The sequence below is a fragment of the Streptomyces sp. EDA2-14 genome, assembly GCF_054963755.1.
In genome coordinates this window covers 274,209-294,685 of the sequence record NZ_JBUEGE010000001.1, presented here as the reverse complement: position 1 = coordinate 294,685, position 20,477 = coordinate 274,209, and the positions used below count along the sequence as shown (strand labels likewise).

Annotated in this window: 18 protein-coding genes; 10 read left to right on the top strand and 8 right to left on the bottom strand. The window is 72.4% G+C overall.

Features of this window, described 5'->3' with window-relative positions:
• The first annotated feature begins 9 nt into the window (after positions 1-9).
• Positions 10-1,002, top strand: coding sequence for a ribokinase (locus ACY34M_RS01295; protein ID WP_462719166.1), 993 nt, complete (start codon positions 10-12; stop codon positions 1,000-1,002).
• Positions 999-1,388 (top strand): D-ribose pyranase, encoded by a 390-nt coding sequence (gene rbsD, locus ACY34M_RS01290; protein ID WP_462719165.1) that lies wholly within the window; start codon positions 999-1,001, stop codon positions 1,386-1,388. Before ACY34M_RS01295 ends, rbsD begins: the two co-directional genes overlap by 4 nt.
• Positions 1,389-1,599: 211 nt before the next feature.
• Here the strand turns inward: rbsD and ACY34M_RS01285 are convergent, their stop codons facing one another.
• The 3 genes from ACY34M_RS01285 to ACY34M_RS01275 form a co-directional block, all read right to left on the bottom strand.
• Positions 1,600-2,436 (bottom strand): sugar phosphate isomerase/epimerase family protein, encoded by an 837-nt coding sequence (locus ACY34M_RS01285; RefSeq protein ID WP_462719164.1) that lies wholly within the window; start codon positions 2,434-2,436, stop codon positions 1,600-1,602.
• A complete protein-coding gene (locus tag ACY34M_RS01280; RefSeq protein ID WP_462719163.1) occupies positions 2,433-3,587 on the bottom strand; it encodes a dihydrodipicolinate synthase family protein in 1,155 nt (384 codons plus the stop codon). Before ACY34M_RS01280 ends, ACY34M_RS01285 begins: the two co-directional genes overlap by 4 nt.
• Positions 3,588-3,726: 139 nt before the next feature.
• Positions 3,727-4,884, bottom strand: a complete 1,158-nt coding sequence (locus tag ACY34M_RS01275; protein ID WP_462719162.1) for a Gfo/Idh/MocA family protein — start codon at positions 4,882-4,884, stop codon at positions 3,727-3,729.
• 217 nt (positions 4,885-5,101) lie between these two features.
• Here ACY34M_RS01275 and ACY34M_RS01270 point away from each other — a divergent pair, with 217 nt between their 5' ends.
• The gene (locus tag ACY34M_RS01270; protein ID WP_462719161.1) at positions 5,102-6,148 is read left to right on the top strand and encodes a LacI family DNA-binding transcriptional regulator; all 1,047 of its coding nucleotides are present in this window, start codon (positions 5,102-5,104) and stop codon (positions 6,146-6,148) included.
• A gap of 6 nt (positions 6,149-6,154) precedes the next feature.
• Here the strand turns inward: ACY34M_RS01270 and ACY34M_RS01265 are convergent, their stop codons facing one another.
• Positions 6,155-6,466 carry an HGxxPAAW family protein gene (locus ACY34M_RS01265; protein WP_462719160.1) on the bottom strand — a complete coding sequence of 104 codons (312 nt, stop codon included), beginning with the start codon at positions 6,464-6,466 and terminating at the stop codon, positions 6,155-6,157.
• A 120-nt stretch (positions 6,467-6,586) separates the two neighbouring features.
• Here ACY34M_RS01265 and ACY34M_RS01260 point away from each other — a divergent pair, with 120 nt between their 5' ends.
• On the top strand, positions 6,587-7,225 hold the full coding sequence (locus ACY34M_RS01260; protein ID WP_462719159.1) for a TetR/AcrR family transcriptional regulator: 639 nt from the start codon (positions 6,587-6,589) through the stop codon (positions 7,223-7,225).
• A 39-nt stretch (positions 7,226-7,264) separates the two neighbouring features.
• On the opposite strand, the gene ACY34M_RS01255 is transcribed toward ACY34M_RS01260, so the two are convergent.
• A complete protein-coding gene (locus ACY34M_RS01255; protein WP_462719158.1) occupies positions 7,265-8,692 on the bottom strand; it encodes an alkaline phosphatase family protein in 1,428 nt (475 codons plus the stop codon).
• 327 nt (positions 8,693-9,019) lie between these two features.
• Here ACY34M_RS01255 and ACY34M_RS01250 point away from each other — a divergent pair, with 327 nt between their 5' ends.
• Together ACY34M_RS01250 and ACY34M_RS01245 are read left to right on the top strand one after the other, a co-directional pair.
• Positions 9,020-9,955, top strand: a complete 936-nt coding sequence (locus tag ACY34M_RS01250) for a bifunctional helix-turn-helix transcriptional regulator/GNAT family N-acetyltransferase (RefSeq protein ID WP_462719157.1) — start codon at positions 9,020-9,022, stop codon at positions 9,953-9,955.
• A 17-nt stretch (positions 9,956-9,972) separates the two neighbouring features.
• Positions 9,973-10,773 carry a sugar phosphate isomerase/epimerase family protein gene (locus ACY34M_RS01245; RefSeq protein WP_462719156.1) on the top strand — a complete coding sequence of 267 codons (801 nt, stop codon included), beginning with the start codon at positions 9,973-9,975 and terminating at the stop codon, positions 10,771-10,773.
• Here the strand turns inward: ACY34M_RS01245 and ACY34M_RS01240 are convergent.
• Complete coding sequence (locus tag ACY34M_RS01240; protein WP_462719155.1) at positions 10,770-11,759, bottom strand: EamA family transporter; 990 nt, start codon at positions 11,757-11,759, stop codon at positions 10,770-10,772. The two genes, ACY34M_RS01245 and ACY34M_RS01240, sit on opposite strands and share 4 nt — an antisense overlap.
• Before the next feature lie 98 nt (positions 11,760-11,857).
• Between ACY34M_RS01240 and ACY34M_RS01235 the strand changes: the two genes are divergently transcribed.
• The 3 genes from ACY34M_RS01235 (at position 11,858) to ACY34M_RS01225 (ending at position 15,681) form a co-directional block, all read left to right on the top strand.
• The gene (locus ACY34M_RS01235) at positions 11,858-12,781 is read left to right on the top strand and encodes a LysR family transcriptional regulator (protein WP_462719154.1); all 924 of its coding nucleotides are present in this window, start codon (positions 11,858-11,860) and stop codon (positions 12,779-12,781) included.
• Between the two features lie 415 nt (positions 12,782-13,196).
• A complete protein-coding gene (locus ACY34M_RS01230; RefSeq protein ID WP_462719219.1) occupies positions 13,197-14,948 on the top strand; it encodes a glycoside hydrolase family 3 protein in 1,752 nt (583 codons plus the stop codon).
• A gap of 127 nt (positions 14,949-15,075) precedes the next feature.
• Positions 15,076-15,681 carry a hypothetical protein gene (locus ACY34M_RS01225; RefSeq protein ID WP_462719153.1) on the top strand — a complete coding sequence of 202 codons (606 nt, stop codon included), beginning with the start codon at positions 15,076-15,078 and terminating at the stop codon, positions 15,679-15,681.
• 68 nt (positions 15,682-15,749) lie between these two features.
• Here the strand turns inward: ACY34M_RS01225 and ACY34M_RS01220 are convergent, their stop codons facing one another.
• The gene (locus ACY34M_RS01220; RefSeq protein ID WP_462719152.1) at positions 15,750-16,175 is read right to left on the bottom strand and encodes a hypothetical protein; all 426 of its coding nucleotides are present in this window, start codon (positions 16,173-16,175) and stop codon (positions 15,750-15,752) included.
• 101 nt (positions 16,176-16,276) lie between these two features.
• Here ACY34M_RS01220 and ACY34M_RS01215 point away from each other — a divergent pair, with 101 nt between their 5' ends.
• Positions 16,277-16,756: a hypothetical protein gene (locus tag ACY34M_RS01215; protein ID WP_462719151.1), complete on the top strand. Its 480-nt coding sequence runs from the start codon at positions 16,277-16,279 to the stop codon at positions 16,754-16,756.
• Here ACY34M_RS01215 and ACY34M_RS01210 read toward each other — a convergent pair.
• Positions 16,740-20,456 carry an ABC transporter ATP-binding protein gene (locus tag ACY34M_RS01210; protein WP_462719150.1) on the bottom strand — a complete coding sequence of 1,239 codons (3,717 nt, stop codon included), beginning with the start codon at positions 20,454-20,456 and terminating at the stop codon, positions 16,740-16,742. The two genes, ACY34M_RS01215 and ACY34M_RS01210, sit on opposite strands and share 17 nt — an antisense overlap.
• Positions 20,457-20,477: the final 21 nt, after the last annotated feature.

Below are 20,477 nucleotides of genomic sequence, written 5' to 3'. Positions count from 1 at the left end.
AGGCACAGCATGAACACGTACGACCTCCTCGTCGTGGGGTCGGCCAATGCCGACCTCGTGGTGGGCGTCGACCGGCGGCCGGCCGCGGGCGAGACCGTCCTCGGCTCCGACCTGACGACCCACCCCGGCGGCAAGGGCGCCAACCAGGCGGTCGCCGCCGCCAAGTTGGGGGCGCGTACGGCGCTGCTCGCGCGGGTCGGCGACGACGGGCACGGCGAGCTGCTGCGCGGATCGATGGAGGCGGCGGGCGTGGACACGTCCGGCGTGCTGGTCGGCGGGGCGCCCACCGGGGTCGCGCTGATCACCGTCGACCCGTCGGGCGACAACTCGATCGTGGTGTCGCCGGGCGCCAACGGGCGGCTGACGCCCGAGGACGTACGGGCGGCGGGCGAGCTGTTCGCGGGGGCGCGGGTCGTCTCCGTGATGCTGGAGGTCCCGCTGGAGACGGTCGCCGAGGTGGCCCGCTCGCTCTCCCCGCAGGCGCGGCTCGTCCTCAACCCGTCGCCGCCCGCCCCGCTCCCCGACGAGGTGCTCGCGGCCTGCGACCCGCTGATCGTCAACGAGCACGAGGCGAAGGTCATCGCCGGTACCGACCTGGGCGACGACCCGGAGGACTGGGCGCGGCAGCTGCTCGCGCTCGGCCCGCGCTCGGTCGTCGTCACGCTCGGCTCCGAGGGCGCGCTCGTCGCGGACGCGGCGGGCTCGCGGCGGGTCGCGGCGGTGAAGGTGAAGGCCGTCGACACGACCGGTGCCGGTGACGCGTTCACGGCAGCGCTCGCCTGGCGGCTCGGCACCGGCGAGTCGCTCGCCGATGCCGCCGCCTACGCGGCCAAGGTGGGGGCCGCCGCCGTCACCAAGGAGGGTGCGCAGGCCTCGTACCCGACCGCCGAGGAGGTCGCGGCGCTGTGCTGTGTCTTCCCGGGGGACAACCCCCGGACCCCCGGCCGGAAGAGCGGGCCCGACGGTCTGGAGGGCAACGCCGGACGAGGTGATTCCCAGTGAAGCGAGCCGGAATACTCAACCGGCATCTGGCCGGTGCTGTCGCGGAGTTGGGGCACGGCGACGGGGTGCTGATCTGCGACGTCGGCATGCCGATCCCGGCGGGCCCGCGCGTCGTCGACCTCGCCTTCCGGGCCGGTGTGCCGTCCTTCGCCGAGGTGCTCGACGGGCTGCTCGACGAGCTGGTGGTGGAGGCGGCCACCGCGGCGGGCGAGGTCCGGGGCGCGAACCCGGAGGCCGCCGCGCTGCTCGAAGAGCGCCTGGCGCCCCTGGACTTCGTCACGCACGAGGAGCTGAAGGCGCTCTCCGCGCACGCGCGCCTCGTCGTCCGCACGGGAGAGGCACGCCCGTACGCGAACGTACTGCTGCGCTGCGGGGTCTTCTTCTGAGGACCGTCGTCCTCAGAAGAACTGGCGCCCCATGAAGCGCTGCGAGGGGCCCGGTCCGCGGACCGGGCCCCTCGGGCTCTCCCCCTCCTGCGCCGGAACTCCCGATCCCCCCAGATCCCCCCCTGGGTATTCCGACAACAAGTACGACACCCGGACCGCGCCAAGGGTTGTACGTGGTTGCCGAGAAAACTTCCGGCTGTAGAGAAAACTTCTACGCGGCGTGAGCAGTGAACCGCTCGGCCGTCTCCGCCAGCACCTCGCGCCCGTCGCGGGCCCACAGACCGTCGTTGAACAGCTCGACCTCGATGGGCCCCGTGTACCCCTGCGCCTCGACGAGTCCGCGCCAGTACCGCATGTCGATCGCGCCGTCGCCGATCTGCCCGCGCCCGTTGAGGACGCCCTCCGGCAGCGGCGTCGTCCAGTCCGCGAGCTGGAACGTCGCGATCCGGCCCTGCGCCCCGGCCCGCCCGATCTGCGCGGGCGCCCGGTCGTCCCACCAGATGTGGTACGTGTCCACGCAGACGCCGACCTGCTCCGCCGGGAAGTTCTCGGCGATGTCCAGGGCCTGCGCGAGCGTCGAGACGACGCAGCGGTCGGACGCGTACATCGGGTGCAGCGGCTCGATCGCGAGCCGTACGCCGCGCTCGGCGGCGTACGGGGCGAGCTCGACGAGCGCGTCCCCGATGCGCTCGCGGGCGCCCGGCAGATCGTACGAACCGGCCGGGAGGCCGCCCGAGACGAGCACCAGGACGTCCGTGCCGAGGGTCACGCACTCGTCGACGGCCCGCTTGTTGTCCTCGATCGCCGCCTTGCGCTCGGTCTCGTCGATCGCGGTGAGGAAGCCGCCCCGGCAGTGCGTCGTGACGTCGAGACCGGCCTCACGCAGCAGCTTCGCCGCGGCCTCGACGCCGTACTCCTGGACGGGCGCGCGCCACGTGCCGACGTGCCGGACGCCCAACTCGCGGCATGCGTCGACGAGTTCCGGAAGCCCGAGCTGCTTCACGGTCATCTGGTTGATGGAGAAGCGCGGATCCGCGAGGAAGCTCATGAGGTGACTCCGTACAGGGCGAGCAGGTTCTTCATCCGGGCCTCGGCCAGCTCCGGCTTCGGGAACAGGCCGAGCCGGTCGGCGAGTTCGTAGGCACGCGCGAAGTGCGGCAGCGAGCGCGCGGACTGGAGCCCGCCGACCATCGTGAAGTGGTCCTGGTGGCCGGAGAGCCAGGCGAGGAACACGACGCCGGTCTTGTAGAAGCGGGTCGGCGCCTGGAACAGGTGGCGCGACAACTCGACGGTCGGGTCGAGGAGTTCACGGAAGCCCTGGACGTCGCCGGTGTCGAGGGTGCGCACCGCCTTCGCGGCGAGCGGGCCCAGCGGGTCGAAGATGCCGAGCAGCGCGTGACTGAAGCCGCGGTCGTCGCCGGCGATCAGCTCCGGGTAGTTGAAGTCGTCGCCGGTGTAGCAGCGCACGCCGTTCGGGAGGCGGCGGCGGATGTCGATCTCGCGCTGCGCTTCGAGGAGCGAGACCTTGATGCCGTCGACCTTGTCGGAGTGCGCCTTGATGATCTCGACGAAGGTGTCGGTGGCGGTGTCGAGGTCAGCCGAGCCCCAGTAGCCCTCCAGGGCCGGGTCGAACATCGGGCCGAGCCAGTGCAGGACGACGGGCTCGGCGGCCTGCCGGAGCAGGTGGCCGTAGACCTCGGCGTAGTCCTCCGGGCTCTTCGCCGCGGCGGCCAGCGCGCGCGAGGCCATCAGGATCACCTGCGCCCCGGCCTCCTCGGCGACGGCGAGCTGCTCCTCGTACGCGGCCCTGACCTCGGCGAGCGAGGCGCCGGGCGCGATCTGGTCGGTGCCGACGCCGACCGCGATCCGGCCGCCGACCGTCTTCGCCTCGGCGGCGGACCGCCTGATCAGCTCGGCGGCGCCCGCCCAGTCCAGGCCCATGCCGCGCTGCGCGGTGTCCATGGCCTCCGCGACGCCGAGGCCGTGCGACCACAGGTGGCGGCGGAAGGCGAGGGTGGCGTCCCAGTCGACGGCCGCCGGGGAGTCCGGGGTGGTGTCGGCGAACGGGTCGGCGACGACGTGCGCCGCCGAGAACACGACGCGGGACGCGAGCGGCGCGCCGGTGTCGAAGGTCAGGGGCTCGGCACGCGGCTCGTAGGCCGTCAACTCGCCGGGGCCATGGGGAAGATGGATGGTCACGCCGCCTCCAGGAACGCGCGGGGCCGTCGGGGGAGTCGCCGCGTGCCGCGTGGGGAACCGGCCGGCACAGCAGCCTCCAGGCTGTTGTCGGGCGGCCGGGCTGCCAGCAGCCCGGCCGATGGGGATCTCGGAAGTGGGATCAGAGGGAGATCTCGGGAACGTCGAGGCGGCGGCCCTCCGCCGACGACTTCAGGCCCAGCTCCGCCATCTGCACGCCGCGCGCACCGGCCAGCAGGTCCCAGTGGTAGTCGGCGCCCGCGTAGACGTGCTTCAGGAACAGCTCCCACTGGACCTTGAAGCCGTTGTCGAACTCGGTGTTGTCCGGCACCTCCTGCCACTGGTCGCGGAAGGAGTAGGTGGCCGGGAGGTCCGGGTTCCACACCGGCTTCGGCGTCGCGCTGCGGTGCTGGACGCGGCAGCCCCGCAGCCCCGCGACGGCGGAGCCCTCCGTGCCGTCGACCTGGAACTCGACCAGCTCGTCGCGGTTGACGCGCACGTCCCACGAGGAGTTGATCTGCGCGACGATGCCGCCCTCGATCTGGAAGATGCCGTACGCGGAGTCGTCGGCGGTGGCCTCGTAGGGCTTGCCGTTCTCGTCCCAGCGGGTCGGGACGTGCGTGGCGGCCAGTGCGTTGACCGAAGTCACGCGGCCGAACAGCTCGTGCAGCACGTACTCCCAGTGCGGGAACATGTCGACGACGATGCCGCCGCCGTCCTCCGAGCGGTAGTTCCAGGACGGGCGCTGCGCCTCCTGCCAGTCGCCCTCGAAGACCCAGTAGCCGAACTCGCCGCGCACGGACAGGATCCGCCCGAAGAAGCCGCCGTCGATGAGCCGCTTCAGCTTGAGCAGGCCCGGCAGGAACAGCTTGTCCTGGACGACACCGGACTTGACGCCCGCCTCGCGCGCCAGGCGGGCCAGCTCGATCGCGCCCTCCAGGCCGGTGGCGGTCGGCTTCTCGGTGTAGATGTGCTTGCCCGCGGCGATCGCCTTCTTGAGGAAGTCCTCGCGGGTGTGGGTCATCGCGGCGTCGAAGAAGATGTCGACGCTGTCGTCGGCGAGGACGGCGTCCACGTCGGTGGAGATGTTGGCCGGGTCGAGGTCGTGCTTCTCGGCGAGCGCCTTCAGGGCGTGCTCGCGGCGCCCCACGAGGATCGGCTCGGGCCACAGCACCGTGCCGTCGCCGAGGTCGAGCCCGCCCTGCTCGCGCAGCGCGAGGATGGAGCGGACGAGGTGCTGGCGGTAGCCCATGCGCCCCGTCACACCGTTCATGGCGATGCGCACCGTCTTGCGTGTCACGTGAGTCCCTTCCTCCGGCCGGCCGGCCACTCGTGTGCCGCGTACTGCCGCCTGATTGCCGCATACGCGGGGTCACGCCTGCGGAATCTTTCGTAGCAAGCGCTTTCTACGTAAGGAGAAGCTAGCCTCTGGACTGCCGCTCGGACAAGAGCGGATACGAGACCGGGGCTCTCGGGACCTCATCCCGGGCCCCGGACCCTTCACGGAGGCTGACTCGATGACCGTGACCCTGGCGGACGTGGCCGCCCGCGCGCAGGTGTCCCCCGCCACCGTCTCGCGTGTGCTGAACGGGAACTACCCCGTCGCCGCGAACACGCGCGAGCGGGTGCTCAAGGCCGTGGACGACCTGGACTACGTGCTCAACGGCCCGGCCAGCGCCCTCGCGGCCGCCACGTCGGACCTCGTCGGGGTCCTGGTCAACGACATCGCCGACCCGTTCTTCGGGATCATGGCGTCCGCGGTGCAGTCGGAGATCGTCGGCCCCGGCGGCCGGGCGGGCGGCGAGCGGCTCGCGGTGGTCTGCAACACGGGCGGGGAGCCCGAGCGCGAGCTGACGTATCTCACCCTGTTGCAGCGCCAGCGCGCGGCGGCGGTGGTGCTCACCGGCGGGGCGATCGAGGACGCGGCCCATGTCGCCGCCGTGGCGAGCAAGTTGCGGCGGCTCGCGGAGGCCGGGACGCGCGTGGTGCTGTGCGGACGGCCGCCGGTGCCGGACACCGAGGCGGTGGCGCTGACCTTCGACAACCGGGGCGGCGCGCGGGAGCTGACGGAGCATCTGCTCCGCCTCGGCCACCGCAGGATCGGCTACGTCGCGGGCCCCGAGGAGCGCACCACGACCCGGCACCGCCTCGAGGGCCACCGCGAGGCGCTGGCCGCCGCCGGGGTGGCCGAGGCGGACGGCCTCGTGGCGCACGGCTCGTACGACCGGGCGTCGGGCTACGCGGCGACGACCGAACTGCTGCGCAGGCAGCCGGACTTGACGGCCGTGGTCGCGGCCAACGACACGGTGGCACTCGGCGCGTGCGCGGCACTGCGGGAGGCGGGCCTGCGCATCCCCGAGGACGTCTCGGTGGTCGGCTTCGACGATCTGCCCTTCAGCGTCGACGCCGCACCGCCCCTGACGACGGTCCACCTCCCCCTCGCCGAGGCGGCGGCGCGGGCGGGCCGGATCGCGATGGGCCGCGAGGCGGCACCCAAGGGGCGGATCGTGGAGATCCGCGGGGAACTGGTGGTGCGGGGCTCGACGGGGAAGCCGCGCGCGTAGCCACCGCTACGGGGAGACGGCGGCGCGGGGGCGACGCCCCGCCAGCCGGCACCCGACGCAGTTCGCATGACCTTCACGGGCAGTCATGTCCCGTACTCGGAAGGGGTGTTGGCCGCTCGGCCGCGGTCCCGGCGGCTTCCCCCAGCCCGCGAGATGCAGGGCCCAGGCGAGCAGCGCGGCCGCGGCGAGCACCGCGAGGCCGAGCCAAACGCCCGGCCGCCAGCCGATGATCCCCAGCCCCGTGATCGCGGCCCCCGCCGCGGCGAGCGCGCAGCCGGTCCAGCCTGCGAGGGTGTGCCCTTCGTCCGTCGCCACCATGCGTCATGCCTCCGGTTCCGCAAGCACCGTTATTTGTTGAGCGATGACTCAAGAACAAGCCGAGAGGACCGTAGCACTCTTCTTGAGTGTCCGCTCAAGAAAAGCCGGTACAGTGGCGACATGACTGGCGGTACGACTGAGGGAAAGACCCGGCCGCGCGGGCGGCCGCGCACGTTCGACCGCGACGCGGCGCTGGCCGTGGCCGTCCGGCTGTTCTGGGAGCGGGGCTACGAAGCGACCTCGGTGGGCGAGCTGACCACGGCCATGGGCATCCGCCCGGCCAGCCTGTACGCCGCGTTCGGGGACAAGAAGTCGCTGTTCAAGGAGGCCGTCGAGGTCTACGGGCGGTCCCCCGTCGGCGCCTTCGTCGGCGTGGCGCTCACCGAGGAGGCGACGGCGTACGGAGCGTTCGCCCGCGTCCTGCGCGAGGCCGCCCGCATCTACGCGGACCCCTCGCACCCCGCGGGCTGTCTGGCCAACAGCGCCGCGACGAACGTGACGGAACAGGACGCGGAGGTCGCCGCGTTCCTGCGCGACGTGCGCAACGCCGGGGTCGCCTCCTTCGAGGACCGGCTGCGCCAGGGGCTGGCGGCGGGTGAACTGCCGAAGGAAACGGACACCGCCGCGCTCGCCTCGTACTTCGCCGCCGTGGTGCAGGGACTGTCGCAGCGCGCACGGGACGGCGCCGACGCGCGGGAGCTGGCGGGGGTGGCCGAGTTCGCGCTGGCGGCGTGGCCGGGACGCCGGGACGGCGCCTGACACCGGCCCGCCACGACCCCGGCCGCCCCGCCCACGCCGTCACACGTGCGGCCTGCGGCCCCTCTCCTGTTCCGGGAAGGACTGGTCGGCGCCCGGCAGCTTCGGCTTCGGGAGGGTGGCCACGTCCTGCTTCGCCTGCTCCCACTGCTGCGCCGTGTCGTCGGGGAGGCCGGGCGCCGCGGGCCTGGCGTCGGAGAAGCGGAAGGCGGAGGTGAGGTCGCCGAACGTGTCACGGCGCCAGTCGGTGATGTTCGGCTCCCGCACGCCCGTGAACCGCTCCAGGAACTGCAGCGCCGACGTGTGGTCGAAGGACTCCGAGGCCACCCAGCCGCCCACCGTCCAGGGCGAGACGATGATCGCGGGGACCCGGAAGCCGCCGCCGATGGGCAGCCCCTGGACGAACTCGCCCGCCGTGCCCGCAGGGGGCGTCGGCGGGGTCACGTGGTCGAACAGGCCGTCGTTCTCGTCGTAGTTGAGGATGAAGGCGGTCTTCGCCCAGACCTTCGGGTTGCTCGCTATCGCCTCGATCTTGCGGGCGACGAAGTCGGCTCCGGCCGCGGGCAGATAGTCCGGGTGCTCGGACTCGTAGGACGTCGGCATGATCCAGCTGACCGCCGGGAGCCGGTCGTTCCTGGCGTCGTCCTCGAAGGTGCCCTCGGGCTGCGGGCGCATGCCGCGCTCGTAGAGGTCCGAGCCGGGCTTCGCGTCCTTGAAGCTCGCGAACTGCTCCAGCATGTTGCAGCCGTAGTCGTCGTCCTGCTGGTAGACCTTCCAGCTGACACCGGCGGCCTGGAGACGCTCGGCGTACGTCGTCCAGCGGTAGGGCTGCGGCGCGGTGTTGTTGAGGACCGGGCCGCCCTTCGTGCCGCCCGGGTCGATCGAGCCGGTCATCCAGTAGAGGCGGTTGGGCCACGTCGGGCCGAAGACGGAGCAGAAGTAGTTGTCGCAGATCGTGAAGGTCTCCGCGAGCGCGAACTGGAACGGGATGTCCTTGCGCGTGTAATAGCCCATCACGTACGGGCCGTTGGCACCGTCGGCCTTGCGGTGGGCCGGGAGCCACCGGTCCATCTTCCCGTTGTTCCAGGCCTCGTGCTGCACCGACCAGGCGTGACTCGTCGACGGGATGGCCTGGGCACTGGAGGTGTGCGTGTCCAGGTGGAACGGGAGCAGATAGCCCTTCGGGTTCTCGGCGTCGGGCTGGTAGAAGACCGAGCGGCCGCTGCCCAGCTTCTGCGCCTCGGGGTCGTTGAAGCCGCGTACGCCCTTGAGCGTGCCGAAGTAGTGGTCGAAGGAACGGTTCTCCTGCATCAGCATCACGACGTGCTCGATGTCGCGCAGCGAGCCCTTGCGGGGCGGGCCCGCCGCGACCGCCTTCTGGACGCTGGGCGGAAGGAGGGAGAGGGCGGCGGCGCCGCCGACGGCGCCGGCCGCGGAGCCGAGGAGTCTGCGTCGGGTGAGTTCGGCCATGAGAGTCCCCTGAGGTGAGGTGCCGGACGGCGGTCCGGGCATGCCAACGGCCCGCGTGCGACGGGCCGTTGTCCCACTGTCCGGCGCGCGCGATGTGGCGCGGAGGAGTCCCGCGATGAACTCGGGGACAACGTCACGGGAGGGCTTGGCCAACCCATGGGCCGCCCTTGAACCGCTATACCTGCCGTATGCACGGAATTGACCGGGCCGCCTTCTCGGGCCGTCACGGACGTCCGGCTCGTGGACGCGCCCCCACCCCCGGCGTACTGTGGGCACCACCCCGAACCTCTGACTGAGTCAACTGTCCGAGCAGCGAGGTGAACGGCCATGACCGTGCACGACATCCGGTCCTTCAACCGCTTCTACACGAACGTGATCGGCGCGCTCGACTACAGCCGCCACCTGTACGCCCCGTACACCCTCACCGAGTCCCGCGTGCTGTACGAACTGGCGCACACGGAGCGGGTCGACGCCGCCGACCTGCGCGTCCGGCTGAGCCTGGACGCCGGGTACCTGAGCCGCATCCTCGGCAAGTTCGAGCGGGACGGGCTCGTCGAGCGCGGCTCGTCCGAGCGGGACTCGCGGCGCCGCCGCATCACCCTCACCGCGCGCGGCCGCTCCACCGCCGACCTCCTGGAGGAGCGCTCGCGGGAAACCGTCGGCGCACTGCTCTCCGCCGTCCCCGCCGCCGACCGCACCCGCCTGTCCGAGGCGCTGCGCACCGTCCGCGAGGTGCTCGGCGACGGCCACGCGGCCCCGCACCCGGAGAACGTGCTGCTGCGCGAGCCGGGCGCCGGCGACCTGGGCTGGATCGTGGCGCGCAACGGCGCGCTGTACGCCGCCGAGTTCGGCTGGAACGCCGACTACGAAGGCCTGGTCGCGCGCATCGTCGCCGACTTCGCCGAGGACCACGACCCGCACCTGGAGCGGGTGTGGATCGCCGAGCTGGACGGCCGCCCCGTGGGCTGCGTGATGTGCGTACGCGACGAGGCTCCGGGCACCGCGCGCCTGCGGCTGCTCCTGGTGGAACCGGAGGCACGCGGCCTGGGCATCGGCGACCGGCTCGTGCGGGCCTGCATCGACTTCGCGCGGGGCGTCGGGTACCGGGAGATGACGCTGTGGACGAACGACGTGCTGAAGGCGGCCCGTTCCCTCTACCAGCGCCACGGCTTCGTCCTGGTCGGCGAGAAACCGCACCGCTCCTTCGGCGCGGACCTGCTCGGCCAGGACTGGAAACTCGCCCTCCATAGGACGGCCGAGTGACGGGTAGGGTCCCGCCCATGAAGCTGGCGTTCTCCACCCTTGGTGTCCCCGGTCTCCCGCTCGACGACGTGCTCGCGCTCGCCACCGCGCACGGCTATCACGGTGTGGAGCTGCGCGCCCACCCCGAGGAGCCGGTGCATCCGGGGATCGGGAGAGATCAAAGGGCCGATGTCGTGGCCCAGTTCAAGAAGGCCGGGGTGGAGGTCCTCGGCGTGGCCGGGTACGCGCGCGTGGCGGCGCCCGGCGAGGACGGTCCGGTGCTCGACGACGTGCGTGCCCTGGTGGACCTGGCCCGCGACCTCGGCGCCCCGTACGTGCGGGTCTTCCCCGGCGGAGGCGAGGAGCAGGGCCCCGAGGAGGCGGACGCGACCGCGGCGCGGCGGCTCGGCGTCGCCGCCGAGTACGCGGCCGACCGTGGGGTGCGGGTGCTGCTGGAGACGCACGACTCGCATCGCACCGGGGCGGCGGCGTCCCGCATCCTCGGTCTCGTCGGGCACCGCAGCGTGGGGGCGCTGTGGGACGTGATGCACACGTGGCTCGGCGGCGAGCAGCCCGTGGTGTCGTACGCGGCGCTTTCTCCGTACCTCGGCTACGTACAGGTCAAGGACATCGCCGGGGCCGATGACACCACGCCGCTCGGGCTCGGCGACGGGGTGCTGCCGCTGGCGGACTGCGTGGAGGTGCTCAGCCGGGAGGGCTGGGACGGGTGGCTGTGCTGGGAGTACGAAGCCCGTTGGTATGAGGCCGCGGTTCCGTTGCCGGAGGTGCTCGGGGCGGGGCGGGAGCACCTGGGGCGGCTGCTGAACGAGTCGGCCTAGCCCGCGGTTTCCGTTGCGGCGACCGTGCCCGACGCCTCGGGGCTCCGCCCCGGACCCCGCGCCTCCATCGCCGGCGGGGCTTGAATTGGCCACCCACGATGAAGCCCCTGCGGCGATTGAGTAGCGGGGGCCGGGGCGGAGCCCCGTGACGTCAACGCCACTCCGGCCACCAGGAGCGTCGCCGCGCACCACCTGAGCGGGCTCACCGGTTCGCCGAGGAACAGGGCGGCCGACGACATCCCGAAGACCGGGACCAGCAGGGAGTACGGGGCCACCGTCGACGCGTCGTAGCGGCGCAGGAGGCGGCTCCACGCGGTGAAGCCGAAGAGGGTGGTGACCAGCGCCACGTAGAGGATCGCGCCCGCGCCCGGGAGGTCGAGGGACGTCAGCGCCTCGGCGTCGCGCCGCGGGCCCTCGAACACGAACGACAGGGCCAGGAGCGGGAGTACCGGGACCGCGCTCGACCAGACCATGAACGCGAAGGGGGCCTCGGGCGACGCCTTGCGGGTCAGGACGTTCGACACGCCCCAGAAGGCCGCCGCGACCAGGACGAGCGCGAACGCGCCGAGCGGACCCGAGCCGCCCTCGTCGACCGCCGCCACGGCGATGCCCGCGAGCGCGACCGCCATGCCCAGGACCTTGACGGGGCCGGGGCGTTCGCGCAGGAACGCGAAGGCGATGCCCGCGGTGAAGACCGCCTGGACCTGGAGGACCAGGGAGGACAGGCCCGCCGGCATCCCCGCGTTCATGCCGACGAAGAGCAGCCCGAACTTGCCGACGCCGAGCGCGAGCCCCACCCCCACGACCCAGCGCCACGCCACCCGCGGCCGTCCCACGAGGAAGATCGCGGGCAGCGCCGCGAGCAGAAAGCGCAGGGCGCAGAAGAGGAGCGGCGGGAAGTGGGCGAGGCCGATGTCGATGACGACGAAGTTGACGCCCCAGAGAGCCGCCACGAGTACGGCGAGGGCGGTGTGCGTGGGTTTCATGCGTCGAGGATCACCGGCCGCGACCATGTAGCACCAGCGATGATTGCTGCATGGTTGGATGAAGCTCTGCTAATGGGAGACGCGGGGAGGACCGGGCGATGTTGGATCTTCAGCGGTTGCGTGCCCTGCACGCCGTCTCCGTGCACGGCACCGTCGGCGCCGCCGCGACGGCGCTCGGTTACACGCCGTCCGCCGTCTCGCAGCAGATCGCGAAGCTGGAGCGGGAGACCCGCACGGTGCTGCTCGAACGGGAGGGGCGGGGCGTCCGGCTCACCGACGAGGCGCTGCAACTCGCCGACACCGCTCATGAGTTGATGGCCATCATGGAGCGCGCCGAGACCGGCCTGGAGGAGCGGCGCGGGGTACCGGCGGGGCGGCTGACGATCGCCGCGTTCGCCTCGGCTGCGCGGGGGCTGCTGCCCGGCGCGCTCGCCGATCTGGCCGTGCGGCATCCCGCGCTCGACACCCGGCTCTCCGAGGTCGATCCGCATCTGTCGGTGGACCTCGTGGCGAAGGGCGCCGTCGACCTCGTCGTCGCGCACGACTGGGACATCGCGCCGCTGCCGGCTCCCGTCGGGGTCGAACAGGCGGTCATCGGGGACGACTTGTGCGATCTGGTGGTGCCCGCGGGGCATCCGCTGGCCGGGCGGGCATCGGTGCGCCGCGAGGAGCTCGGGGGCGAGCGGTGGGTCTCGCAGCCGCCGGGCCGGGTCTGTCACGACTGGCTGCTGCGGACGATGCGCTCCGCGGGCCACGAGCCGCTCATCGCGCATCAGGCCGAGGAGAATCCGACGCTGGCCGCGCTCGTGGCGGCGGGTCTCGGCATCGCGGTGCTCCCCCGGCTCGGCCGCGGCCAACTGCCCGGGGGCGTGGTGGCGGTGCGGCTCGATCCGGTACCGCGGCGGCGGTTGTACGTGCTGTGGCGTGCCGGGACGTCGCGCCGCCCCGCGGTCCGGGCGGTCGTCGAGGCGCTGCGCGTACAGGGTGACGCCTGCCTGGTGTCGGCGACGGCGGGAGAGTGAGGCGGACCCACCACGGCCGCCACGTTCACCACTTGCGCACCGATTTCACGAAATCCTCGAATTCCGGGAACCCCTGCCAGCATGCTTCCGTCAGAAGGACACGCTGCCGGAGAGTCACCGCAGCGCGGTGTCGGCATCGCTGCTGGCTGCGAAGGCTGACAAACCCTCTCCGCCGCCTGCGGCCGGCAGCGTCGCCGTCACCGGTGCGCCCCCTCCAAAGTGCCGGTGACGGCCCCTCTCCCCGATGCGCGCACTCCAACTCCCTTCGCTGCGCGGACTCTTGACCGGCAGAAATTTTCCGGATATCCGTTGCGCTCGGAAGTTATTTTCAGGCTCCGCACCTCCTCCGGAAGGAGCGAACGTGCCACTGTCCAGACGTTCCGTGCTCGCCGCCGCCACGGTCGGCGCCACCGCGATGGGACTGAGTGCCCCCGCCGCGAGGGCCGTGGGCGCCCCCGCGTCCGACCGGTCCCTGAAGCGGATCATCTCCGGGATGTCCCTGGAGGAGAAGGTCGGCCAGCTCTTCGTCATGCGGGTGTACGGCCACTCGGCCACCGACCCCGACCAGGCCGACATCGACGCCAACCTCAAGGAGATCGGCGTCCGCACCGCCGCCGAGCTGATCGACACGTACAAGCTCGGCGGGATCATCTATTTCGCGTGGGCGCACAACGTGCGCAATCCGCACCAGATCGCCGACCTGAGCAATGGGATTCAGCGGGCCGGGCTCCAACAGCCTTCCCGCATACCCCTGTTGATATCCACCGACCAGGAGCACGGCATCGTCGCGCGGGTCGGCAAGCCCGCGACCCTGTTCCCCGGCGCGATGGCCCTCGGCGCGGGCCGCTCCCGCGACGACGCACGCAGGGCGGGCCAGATCGCCGGGGCCGAGCTGCGCGCCCTCGGCATCCGGCAGGACTACGCGCCCGACGCCGACGTCAACGTCAACCCGGCCAACCCCGTGATCGGCGTACGGTCCTTCGGCGCGGACCCGCAGGCCGTCGCCGGGATGGTGGCGGCAGAGGTCAAGGGCTACCAGTCCTCGCACATCGCCTCGACGGCCAAGCACTTCCCGGGGCACGGCGACACCGCCACGGACAGCCACACCGGGATCCCGTACATCAGCCACACCCGCGAGCAGTGGGAGCAGTTGGACGCGCCGCCGTTCAAGGCGGCGATCGCGGCCGGCATCGACTCGATCATGACGGCCCACATCGTCGTCCCGGCCCTGGACCCGTCCGAGGACCCGGCGACCCTCTCCCGCCCCATCCTCACCGGCATCCTGCGCGAGCAGCTCGGCTACGACGGCGTCGTGGTCACCGACTCGCTCGGCATGGAGGGCGTTCGCACGAAGTACGGCGACGACCGGGTGCCGGTGCTCGCCCTGAAGGCGGGTGTCGACCAGCTGCTCAACCCCCCGGACCTGTCGGTCTCCTGGAAAGCGGTGCTCGCGGCCGTGCGCGCCGGGGAGCTGACCGAGGCGCGGCTGGACGAGTCGATCCTGCGCATCCTGCGCCTGAAGTCGAAGCTGGGGCTCCTCAAGGATCCGTACGTCTCCTCTTCCGGGGTCGACCGGACCGTCGGCACGGCCGCGCACCTGGCCGCCGCCGACCGGATCGCCGAGCGCACGACGACGCTGCTGGTCAACAAGGACCGGCTGCTGCCGCTGTCCCGCCGCACGCACAGGAACGTGCTCGTGCTTGGCGCCAATCCGGCTTCCCCGTCCCTCAGCGACGGCCCGCCGACCACCGTGATCGGCGCGGCGCTCACCGAACTCGGCTTCACCGCCACGGTGCTCGCGACCGGCACGGCGCCCACGCAGGCGACGATCGCGCAGGCGGTGGCGGCGGCGAAGGGCAAGGACGCCGTGGTCGTCGGCACGTACAACGTCACGGCGGGCAGCGCGCAGCAGGCTCTGGTGAACGCGGTGGCCGAGACCGGGGTGCCGGTCGTCACGCTGTCCATGCGCAACCCGTACGACGTGGCCCAACTGCCCGCCGCCGACGCGCACGTGGCGGCGTACTCGTGGATCGACGTCGAACTGCGGGCGGCCGTGCGGGTGCTGGCCGGGAGGGCGGAGCCGCGCGGGAAGCTGCCGGTGCCCGTGCAGCGGGCCGACGATCCGGCGCGAGTCCTCTACCCGATCGGCTACGGGCTGTCGTACTGACCCGTCCGTAGGGGGGCGTACGCCGTGTTCCGCGCACGCCGTCACCAACTGACGCAAAGCCCCCGGCACACCTGGCGTGCGCCCGCCGCCACGGGCCACGCTTGAGCGGTATGCCGGGGGGATTGCCATGGTCGCGCGGTGGGTCGAAGCGGTGTGCGCGGTGCCGCTGCTGGCGCTCGCGCTCGCCGGGTGCCAGGGGGCGCCCGGCTCCTCGGACGACCGCCCCTCCAGTCGCGCGTCCTCCGGGTACGGGGCGGTGTTCCTGGCGGTGGGCGAGTGCAGTTCGCGGGGGCGCACGTCGTTCAACGAGGTGCCCTGCCGCAGCGAGCGGGCCGTCGCCCGCGTCCTCGCCCGGCACGACGGGGAGTCGACGGGCGGCCCCGCCTGCCCGGCCCACACCGACTTCGTGCTGCACATCAGCGAAAAGCGGCCCGCGGCCGACGAGAACGGCGACGGGTCCGTGGCGCGCGGCTACGCCTGCATGCGCAATCTGGATCCCCCGCACCCCGGCGATCCGGGCGGCGGTGGCGGCCCCAGCACGATCGTCGGCGACTGCGTCACGGCCGTGGGCCGGGGCCAGGTCCGGGAGACGGCGTGCGCCGGGACGGGCAGCCGCGCCCCGCGGTACCGGGTGGTGAAGGCCGTGCGGACGCGCTCCGCGTGCCCGCCGGCCACCTCGCTCTACGTGGCCCTGGGCGGCAGCAGGCCGGTGGGATGCGCGGTCACGGTGTAACGGGTGGCGGCGCCGCGCTCAGCGCCTGTGCCGCCGCGGCGCAGACGGGGGGTGTTGTGCACAGGCTTTCAGCACAGGATCCAGCCGGTGTGCACCGAGTCCGAGCCCACGGCGCCCTTTATCCGCACACAGCGGTGTCCCGCGTGCACGGTGACCGGGCCCGCGTGCCGCGTGTAGCGGCCCTTGTCCACGACGGCCCGGTTGCCGCGTGCCTGGACACTCACCGACATGGTGCGGCGGGCACCCGGTCGTTTGGCGTAGGTGACGGCGCAGACGTAGCCGCTCTTCTTGTAGAGGACCGTGCGGCCCGTGTCGAAGTGCAGGGTGCGGGCCTGGTGGCCGCCGCACAGCGGGGCGGCCTGCACACCGGTGACCGTGGGGCCGCCGAGGACCAGCAGGGCCGCCGCGACCAGGACGGACAGCGTCGGCGCGAGCACCCGACGGGGCCCGCGCGGCGTGGGTATGCCGCCCTCACCGAGCCCTTGTCCGCGCACCGCAGCCCCTCCCGTCACATCGGCACCAGCGTACTGTTGAACTGACGCGACAGACCGGCCGGGCGGTTGCGCGCCGGCCCGGCCCGAAAGGCGGGTCCGTCATGACATCCATGCACCGCACCGCACGCTACGTCCTCGGGGCGGGACTGCTCACCGTCGCCCTCGCGGTCCCCAGCGCCGCCGCGCCCCGCACCACCGACAACCCCTCGGGCGCCCCCGCCCGCAGCGGAGATCCGGCCGCCGTCTACGACCGGGTCGCGCACTTCTACGGCGCGTACATCGACGTCGCGAACGATCCCGGCGACAACGCGCTCGCCGCGCAGCTTCGGCAGTTCTACCTGACCTCCGATCTGCGCTCCCGTCTCACGAACTGGGAGAAGCAGCACGACGCCGACGGTGTGCTGCGCGCGCAGAACGTGCCGAACGCCTGGAGGGTGACGGCGGGCGACAGCGGCATGGGCAAGACGTACTCCACGGTGCGCCTCACCTGGGGCACCGGGAAGCACGTCTCGTACACCTATCTGACGGTCCAGTCGGAGCTGGCGACCAAGAAGATCTCCGACATCACGTCGAAGAGCTGACCTCCACGGGCTCGCCGAGGAACGTCCGCCACAACGCGGCGTACTTCCCGTCCAGTTCCAGCAGCTCGTCGTGCGTGCCGTCCTCCGCGACCCGGCCGTGGTCCATCACGATCACCCGGTCCGCGCGGGCCGCCGTCGTGAGGCGGTGGGCGACGACGAGGGTGGTGCGCTTTCCGGAGATGCGGTCCGTGGCCTGGTTGACCTGGGCCTCGGTGGCGAGGTCGAGGGCGGCCGTCGCCTCGTCGAGCAGCAGGATGTCCGGGTCGACGAGTTCGGCGCGGGCCAGGGCGATCAACTGGCGCTGTCCCGCGGAGAGGTTGCGGCCTCGCTCGGCGACCTCGTGGAGGTAGCCGCCGTCGAGCGTCGCGATCATCTCGTGCGCGCCGACCGCGCGGGCCGCCGCCTCCACCTCGGCGTCGCTCGCGTCGGGGCGGCCGTACGCGATGGCGTCCCGGACGGTGCCGGGGAAGAGGTAGGCCTCCTGCGGGACGACGCCGAGCCGGTGCCGGTACTCGGTGAGGTCGAGTTCGCGCAGGTCGATGCCGTCCACGGCGACCCGGCCGCCCGTCGGGTCGTAGAACCGGGCGACGAGCTTGACGAGGGTCGACTTGCCCGCGCCGGTCTCCCCGACGAAGGCGACGGTCTGGCCCGCGGGTATGTGGAGCCGTACGTCGCTCAGTGCCACCTCGTCGGTCCCGTACGCGAAGTCCACGTCCTCGAAGGCGATCTCGCCGCGCAGCGACGGCACCTCGCGGGGCCGCTCCGCGTTCTTCGTCGACGTCGGCTCGCGCAGCAGCTCCTGGATGCGGCCGAGCGAGACGGTGGCCTGCTGGTAGCCGTCGAAGACCTGGGAGAGCTGCTGCACGGGCGCGAAGAACAGGTCGATGTAGAGCAGGTACGCGACGAGCGCGCCGGTCGTCAGGGTGCCCGCGTCGACCCGGTGCGCGCCCACGGCCAGCACGGCCGCGGTCGCCACCGCCGAGAGCAGCTGCACGAACGGGAAGTACACGGAGATCAGCCACTGGCCGCGGATGCGCGCCTTGCGGTAACTGGCGCTGCCCGCGGCGAACTTCTCGGCGCCGTCCCGCTCGCGCCGGAACGCCTGCACGATCCGCAGCCCCGCGACCGTCTCCTGAAGGTCGGCGTTGACGACGGAGATCCGCTCGCGCGCCAGCTCGTACGCCTTGACGCTGGAGCGCCGGAAGAAGAACGTCCCGATGATCAGCGGCGGCAGCGTCGCGAAGACGACGAGCGCGAGCTGTACGTCGATGACGAGCAGCGCGGCCATGATGCCGAAGAACGTGACGAGGGAGACGAACGCGGTGACGAGCCCGGTCTGCAGGAACGTCGACAGGGCGTCCACGTCGGTCGTCATCCGGGTCATGATGCGCCCCGTCAACTCCCGCTCGTAGTAGTCGAGCCCGAGCCGCTGGAGCTGGGAGAAGATCTTCAGCCGGAGCGAGTAGAGCACCCGCTCGCCGGTCCGGCCCGTCATCCGCGTCTCGCCGAACTGCGCGGCCCACTGCACGAGTACGGCGACCAGCGCGAGCGCGGACGCCGACCACACCGCGCCGATCGCGAGCTGTGTGACGCCCTCGTCGATGCCGTGCCGGATCAGGATCGGCAGCAGCAGGCCGACGCCCGCGTCGACGGCGACCAGGGCGAGGCTGATCAGCAGCGCCGCCCCGAATCCGCGCAGCAGCCTGCGCAGGCCGTACGACTCCTCGGCCGTGACGGCCCGCGCCTCGTCGATGTCCGGGGTGTCGGTGGCCGGCGGCAGCGCGTCGACCCGGGCGAGGAGTCCGGGCGACGCGGGCATCCCGGCGAGCGCGGTGTCGCGCGGCTCGCGGTCGCCCGTCCACAGGCTGGGGGTGACGCCCCGCTCGGCGTCGAACTCGGCGTCGAGCTCCGCGCGCACGGAGGTGTCCTCCGCCGGCTCCCCTGCGGGGGCGGTGTGGCCGGGCGAGACGCCGCCCAGCTCGTCGGGGTCGGTGAGCAGGCGCCGGTACAGCGGCGAGTCCGCCTCCAGCTCCGCGTGCGTGCCGATCGCGGCGAGCCGCCCGCCGTCGAGGACGGCGATCCGGTCGGCGAGGCCGAGCGTGGAGCGGCGGTGCGCGATCAGCAGCGTCGTACGGCCCGCCATCACCTGTGCGAGGGCCTCGTGGATCTCGTGCTCGACGCGGGCGTCCACGGCGGACGTCGCGTCGTCGAGGACGAGCAGGCGCGGGTCGGTGAGGATGGCGCGGGCGAGCGCGACGCGCTGGCGCTGGCCGCCGGAGAGGGTGAGGCCGTGCTCGCCGACCCTGGTGTCGTAGCCCTCGGGCAGCGCCTTGATGAATCCGTCGGCCTGCGCGGCGCGCGCGGCCTGCTCGATCTGCTCCTGCGTCGCCTCCGGGAAGCCGTACGCGATGTTGGCGCCCACGGTGTCGGAGAACAGGAAGGAGTCCTCGGGCACGAGCCCGATCGCGGAGCGCAGCGACGCCGTGGTCAGCTCGCGCACGTCGTGGCCGCCGACGAGGACGGCGCCGTGCGTGACGTCGTAGAAGCGCGGCAGCAGCAGCGAAACGGTGGACTTGCCGGAGCCGGAGGAGCCGACGACGGCGAGGGTCTCACCGGCCCGGATCTCGAAGGAGAGGCCGTCGAGGACGGAGTGCTCGGCGTCCGCGTACGTGAAGCTCACGTCGTCGAACTCGACGGTCGCGGGGGCGTCGGCCGGCAGTTCCTTGGTGCCGTCGACGAGGCTCGGCTCGGTGTCGATCAGTTCGAGGACGCGCTCCACACCGGCGCGGGCCTGCTGCCCGACGGTGAGGACGACCGCGAGCATCCGGACGGGGCCGACGAGCTGGGCGAGGTACGAGGAGAACGCGACGAACGTGCCGAGCGTGACCTGCCCGCGCACCGCGAGCCAGCCGCCCAGCGCCAGCATGGCGACCTGCCCGAGAGCGGGCACGGCCTGGAGCGCGGGGGTGTACTTCGCGTTCATCCGGATGGTGCGCAGGCGGCCCGCGAAGAGCCGGCGGCCGACCGTCTTGAGCTTGCCGGTCTCCTGCTCCTCCTGCCCGAAGCCCTTCACGACCCGGACCCCGCTGACCGCCCCGTCGACGACCCCGGCCACCGCGGCGGCCTGCGCCTGCGCGTACCAGGTGGCGGGGTGCAGCCGGGAGCGGCTGCGCTTGGCGATGAACCAGATGGCGGGGGCGACGGCCAGCGCGACCAGGGTGAGCGGCGGCGAGAGCCACGCCATGATCACCAGGGACATGAGGAACAGCAGGACGTTCCCGATGGTCATCGGGAGCATGAACAGCAGGCTCTGGATCAGCTGAAGGTCACTGGTGGCGCGGCCCACGACCTGCCCCGTCGACAGCTCGTCCTGGCGCCGGCCGTCGAGCCGGGTGATCGAATCGAACATCCCGGTGCGCAGATCGTGCTGGACGTCGAGGGCGAGCCGCCCGCCGTAGTAGCGGCGGACGAACGCCATGACGTACACGACGACGGCCGCGCCTATGAGCGCGCCCGCCCACACGGCCATGGACCGGGAGTGGTTCCCGATCACGTCGTCGATGATCACCTTCGTGATCAGCGGGACGAGCGCCATGACGCCCATTCCGCCGAGCGAGGCCCCGAGTGCGAGCACGACGTCCTTGGGATGCCGCCATGCGTACCCCCCTAGACGCTTCGCCCAGCCCCGTTTCTCCGCCACGCCCTGCCCGCCTCCCGCTCA

What these genes read in the sequence shown, in the direction of transcription:
- ACY34M_RS01295 (WP_462719166.1), top strand. Translation starts at nt 10, where the DNA reads ATGAACACGTACGACCTCCTCGTCGTGGGGTCGGCCAATGCCGACCTC.
- ACY34M_RS01285 (WP_462719164.1), bottom strand. Translation starts at nt 2,436, where the DNA reads ATGAGCTTCCTCGCGGATCCGCGCTTCTCCATCAACCAGATGACCGTG.
- ACY34M_RS01270 (WP_462719161.1), top strand. Translation starts at nt 5,102, where the DNA reads ATGACCGTGACCCTGGCGGACGTGGCCGCCCGCGCGCAGGTGTCCCCC.
- ACY34M_RS01265 (WP_462719160.1), bottom strand. Translation starts at nt 6,466, where the DNA reads ATGGTGGCGACGGACGAAGGGCACACCCTCGCAGGCTGGACCGGCTGC.
- ACY34M_RS01260 (WP_462719159.1), top strand. Translation starts at nt 6,587, where the DNA reads ATGACTGGCGGTACGACTGAGGGAAAGACCCGGCCGCGCGGGCGGCCG.
- ACY34M_RS01255 (WP_462719158.1), bottom strand. Translation starts at nt 8,692, where the DNA reads ATGGCCGAACTCACCCGACGCAGACTCCTCGGCTCCGCGGCCGGCGCC.
- ACY34M_RS01250 (WP_462719157.1), top strand. Translation starts at nt 9,020, where the DNA reads ATGACCGTGCACGACATCCGGTCCTTCAACCGCTTCTACACGAACGTG.
- ACY34M_RS01245 (WP_462719156.1), top strand. Translation starts at nt 9,973, where the DNA reads ATGAAGCTGGCGTTCTCCACCCTTGGTGTCCCCGGTCTCCCGCTCGAC.
- ACY34M_RS01240 (WP_462719155.1), bottom strand. Translation starts at nt 11,759, where the DNA reads ATGAAACCCACGCACACCGCCCTCGCCGTACTCGTGGCGGCTCTCTGG.
- ACY34M_RS01235 (WP_462719154.1), top strand. Translation starts at nt 11,858, where the DNA reads ATGTTGGATCTTCAGCGGTTGCGTGCCCTGCACGCCGTCTCCGTGCAC.
- ACY34M_RS01230 (WP_462719219.1), top strand. Translation starts at nt 13,197, where the DNA reads ATGGGACTGAGTGCCCCCGCCGCGAGGGCCGTGGGCGCCCCCGCGTCC.
- ACY34M_RS01225 (WP_462719153.1), top strand. Translation starts at nt 15,076, where the DNA reads ATGGTCGCGCGGTGGGTCGAAGCGGTGTGCGCGGTGCCGCTGCTGGCG.
- ACY34M_RS01215 (WP_462719151.1), top strand. Translation starts at nt 16,277, where the DNA reads ATGACATCCATGCACCGCACCGCACGCTACGTCCTCGGGGCGGGACTG.